Origin of the sequence: Microcoleus sp. MON2_D5 (assembly GCF_036701905.1) — a bacterium.
Lineage (GTDB): Bacteria > Cyanobacteriota > Cyanobacteriia > Cyanobacteriales > Microcoleaceae > Microcoleus.
The window spans coordinates 1-5,131 of sequence record NZ_JAUBRM010000182.1 but is presented as its reverse complement, the minus strand read 5'-3'; the positions used below and the strand labels follow the sequence as shown (position 1 = coordinate 5,131).

Genomic DNA, 5,131 nt, shown 5'->3' with positions numbered 1-5,131 from the left:
CAAATAGCCATTTCCATTGAAAATGCCCAACTCTACAATAACTTGCAGGAGTTCAATCAAAACTTAGAGCAATTAGTCAGCGATCGCACCCACGAATTATCCAACGCCTTAGATAACTTAAAAGCTACTCAAAGTAAGCTAGTGGAAGCCGAAAAAATGGCATCGCTGGGAGGATTAGTTGCAGGCGTCGCCCACGAAATTAATACTCCCATCGGCGTTGGCGTCACCGTTGCGTCAGCTTTAGCAGAACATACCACAGAATTTGCTTCTACTTATAACAGTGGCAAAATGAAACGCTCGGAACTCGAAGAATTTTTGGAGATAGCCACCACTAGCAGCAACTCTCTTCTAACTAATCTCAATCAAGCAGCAGCATTAATTCGGAGCTTTAAAGAAGTAGCAGTCGATCGCTCCAGCGAAGAACGGCGAACTTTCTTGGTAAGAGATTATCTCGATGAAATTTTAATCCAATTAAAACCGAAATTGAGAAATAGCAAACATTCGATCGAAATTAAAGGAGACACTAAAATAGTCCTAGATTCTTATCCAGGTGCATTATCCCAAGTTATCACAAATTTGCTGATGAACTCTCTGATTCACGCTTACGAACCGGGCGCTAGTGGAAAGCTGGCTTTTGATTGGCAGCAAGAGGGCTCTCGACTTAGATTTGAATATTCCGATGACGGTCAAGGCATTCCCCCAGAAAATTTAAGTAAAATTTTCGAGCCATTCTTTACTACAAAACGCGGTCAGGGTGGTAGCGGGTTGGGATTGCATATTGTCTACAATTTAGTTACCCAAAAACTTCTGGGTGAAATAGAAGCTAAAAGTGAGGTCGGAGTAGGCACCAAATTTATTATTAAGCTACCCGTCCAAATCGATTCACAACCGTAGTTTCCTAAATCAAAAGTTCAGTAATAAAAATAGGTGAGCAGCAATGGACAAGAGTATTTACGGTTTTTCAACTAAGAATCCTCTCAAAAAATGCTATGGGCTGAAGGATTTAACTCAGATGCGGGTCTAGGCATATCTGACGATCGATCTAGTAACTATCACAAGCGGTACAAATCTCCGAGGAAGCTCAACGGCGAGAGCCCTTCACTCTGTTCTGCCTGCTTTTGGAGGAAACTGTAGAGCGAGCTCCCTCCTAACATAAATCTTTATTTGTATTTTTTTTAAGAAATGTAAAAATTAATATTTTTTTAGGTGAAATTTAAATTTTGTTTAAAGTGCAAGCTAGTCTTTATATGAGATGGTACATCTACTTACAAATTGATAATGGCTAAAAAAATGTGTATTTCTTCTTAAAATAGGCTGCAAAAATGATTAACTTAGCTGGCTACGAGATTACCAACCAAATACATGAAAGTAACAATTCTTTAGTTTACCGAGGATTGAGAAAGCAAGACAACCAACGGGTAATTCTCAAATTTCTCAAGCAAGATTATCCGATGCCAGCTTCGTTAGTCAGATACAAGCAGGAATACGAAATTACACGCAATCTTAACCTAGAAAGTGTACCTAAAACCTACAGCATAGAAAGATACCAGAACAGTTTAGTTATTATTTTCGAGGATTCTGGTGGAAAGTCATTTAACCTGTGGTTGGCTTCTCACAAACTTACCTTAGAAGAGTTTTTGGCAACCGCTATTCAAATAACCCGAGCTTTAGGCGACCTTCATCAACATAATATTATTCATAAAGATATCAACCCCAGCAATATTATTATTAACTCGACAACAGGCCTAGTTCAAATCATAGATTTTGGCATTTCTACTGTTTTAAATCGTGAGAATCCTACCCTCAAAAATCCTAATGTTTTAGAAGGCACTCTCAGCTATATATCGCCGGAACAAACAGGCAGAATGAACCGAGCGATCGACTACCGCACGGACTTTTACTCATTAGGAGTCACTTTTTACGAACTGCTAACGGGGCAACTGCCATGCGATTATAACGATGCAATGGAATTAGTCCATTGGCATATTGCTAAACAAGCAGTACCGCCCCATGAAATCAAGGCAGAAATAGAAATTCCTAAAGCCGTTTCTGATATAGTAATGAAGCTGTTAGAAAAAACGGCTGAAAAAAGATACCAAAGTGCTTGGGGAATCATCGTAGATTTAGAAGAATGCCTGGAACAGCTAAAGGCTAAAGGAACGATTACAGATTTTGCGATCGCCCAAAAAGATATTACAGATAAGTTTCAAATTCCCCAAAAACTTTATGGTAGAGAACGAGAAATTGAAACCTTATTAGCAGCATTCGAGCGCGTCAGCAATGGCACAACAGAAATCATGTTAGTGTCGGGTTACTCTGGCATTGGCAAATCAGCCTTAGTGCAAGAAGTTTATAAACCGATTACTAAGGCAAGCGGCTATTTTATTGCCGGAAAATTCGACCAATTTCAACGCAATGTTCCTTATGCGGCTGTTGTCAAAGCTTTTGGGTCCTTAGTCAAACAACTATTAACTGAGAGCGAAACGCAACTGGGCGCCTGGAAAGAAAAACTTTTAGCAGCTTTTGGTGATAACGGTCAAATTATTATAGATGTCATTCCCGACGTAGAACTCATCGTTGGGAAACAGCTACCCGTGCAAGAGTTAGGTGCTACAGAAGCACAAAATCGTTTTAATTTAGTATTTCAAAAATTTATCCGGGTGTTTTGTTCAGTCGAGCATCCCTTAGTCATTTTTCTAGATGATTTGCAATGGGCTGATTCCGCTACTCTGAAACTGCTGCAAGTAATGATGGCAGATGAGGAAACGAAATATTTATTTCTACTTGGAGCTTATCGAGATAACGAAGTGAGCCCCACGCATCCTCTGATAATGACGCTGGATGGGTTGCAAAAGCAAGATGTTACTATTAACCAAATTACCTTAACTCCCTTAGATATCGAACATATCGCTAATTTGATTGCTGATACTGTGCGTAGAGATAAAGGAGCGGTCATACCCCTAGCTGAGTTAGTCGTTGGAAAAACTCAAGGCAATCCTTTTTTTGTCAATCAGTTTCTCAGAAGTCTCTATGAAGAAAAACTACTAAATTTCCATTTTCAGCAAAGAAGCTGGGATTGGAAAATTTCAGAAATCGAAGCAGTAGGTATTACCGATAACGTGGTTGAGTTGATGGTCGGGAAATTGAGAAAGATGCCAGGCTCAACTCAACAGATTTTACGGTTAGCCGCTTGTGTGGGCAATAGTTTTGACTTAAACACTCTGTCAATTGTTAATGAAAAATCTACCGCCGAAACTTTTAAAGAGCTAGTGTCCGCGATCCAAGATGGGTTAATTTTAGCCACTTCTGAATTAGGCACGACAGAAGAAGAAATTATTCAGTCTCATCTAATCATTACTACTTACAAGTTTTTGCACGATCGCGTGCAACAAGCAGCCTATGCTCTGATTGAGGAAAGTTCTAAAAAAACTGTTCACTTACAAATCGGTCGCCTGCTTTGGCAAAATACCTCGACAGAGAAGCGAACGGAAGACATATTTGCGATCGTCGATCATTTGAATCTAGGAATTGAAGGGGTTGCCGATCAATCCGAACGAACTGAAATTGCTAAACTGAATTTAATTGCCGGTCAAAAAGCCAAAGCAGCTACAGCCCATGAGTCTGCGCTTAAATATTTGCAAGCAGGGTTGGGACTGTTAGTAGAAGATAGCTGGACTTATCAGTATAAATTAACATTAGCGCTGCATGAGGAAGCAGCAGAGACAGCTTTTTTGAGCGGTGATTTTGAAGTAATGCTGAGATTTGTTGAGAGGGTGCAAAACTGCGCTAAAACGCTACTGGACACAGTAAAAGTGTATGAAGTCCAGATTCAAGCTTACGTGGGACAGAACAGGGTGCTAGAAGCCGTTAATACAGCGCTACAAGTTTTAAAGCTGTTAGGGGTGGAGTTTCCCCAAGAGCCGAACCCGTCAGATATTGGGCAGGCAGTAGGGGAAACTGCGACAATTTTGAACGGGAAGCGAATTGAGGATTTAATTGACTTGCCTCAAATGAGCGATCCGTATAAACTAGCAGCCATGAAACTTTTATCAAGTATCTTTGCTCCTGCATACATTGTTGCTCCTGCACTGTTGCCCTTGACGGTATGCAAACAAGTAGATTTATCCGTCCAATATGGCAATGCTTCCGTTTCTCCCTTTGCCTATGCCAATTATGGTTTTCTTCTTTGTGGAGTTTTAGGAGATATTGACTCAGGTTATCAGTTCGGTCAATTAGCTTTAAGTCTAGTCTCCAAGTTAAATGCTCAAGAAATCAAAGCCAAGACAGCCTTCATAGTAAATCTATTTATCCGACATTGCAAAGAGAATCTGAGAGAAACCTTAGAGCCTTTAGTATCAGTTTACTCTAGCGGACTGGAGACGGGAGATTTAGAATATGCAGGCTATGGTTTAATGGTGTACTCCTATTTCGCTTACTTTAGCGGCAAAGAACTGACTGTCCTTGAAAAAGAGATGGGAACTTACAGAGATGCTGCTCATAAAATCAAGCAAAAAACAGCCCTTAATTATATAGAAACCTATTGGCAGACTACCTTAAACTTGCTCGGGAAAAGTGAAAATCCCTTCCTTCTAAAGGGTGAAGCCTGCGATGAGGAGCTGAAGTTGCCATTGTACGAGCAAGCAAACGACAAAGTGGGAGTTGCATACATATATTTGAATAAAATTTTACTTTGTTATTGGTTGGAAAATTACTCGGAAGCAATTGAGAATACTGCTAGAATAGAGAAGTATTTAGATGCAATGGTAGGAATGCCCGTTGTTCCTGTCTTCCATTTTTACGATTCTTTAGTAAGGTTCGCGGTGTATTATGATACTCCACAGTCAGAGCAAGAGGGTATTCTTGACCGAGTAAAAGCTAATCAAGAAAAAATGCAGAAATGGGCGCATCATGCCCCGATGAATTATTTGCACAAGTTCTATTTAGTAGAGGCAGAAAGGCATCGTGTTTTAGGCGAAAAAATAGAAGCGCTCGAAATGTACGACAAAGCGATCGCTCTGGCTAAAGAAAACGAGTACATCAACGAAGAAGCACTTGCTCACGAACTTGCTGCCAAATTCTACCTGTCATGGGGTAAAGAAACGATCGCCCAAGTTTATATGCAAAACGCTCA

The 5,131-nt window shown here is 40.2% G+C and carries 2 protein-coding genes; both read left to right on the top strand.

Translation table 11 applies throughout. From position 1 onward, the window contains the following. Positions 1-894: HAMP domain-containing sensor histidine kinase (locus tag QUA47_RS30215; RefSeq protein WP_333433533.1), on the top strand; the 894-nt coding region annotated here is incomplete at its 5' end. A 428-nt stretch (positions 895-1,322) separates the two neighbouring features. Then, positions 1,323-5,131, top strand: a 3,809-nt coding sequence (locus tag QUA47_RS30210; RefSeq protein ID WP_333433532.1) for a serine/threonine-protein kinase PknK, incomplete at its 3' end; no start/stop codon positions are given.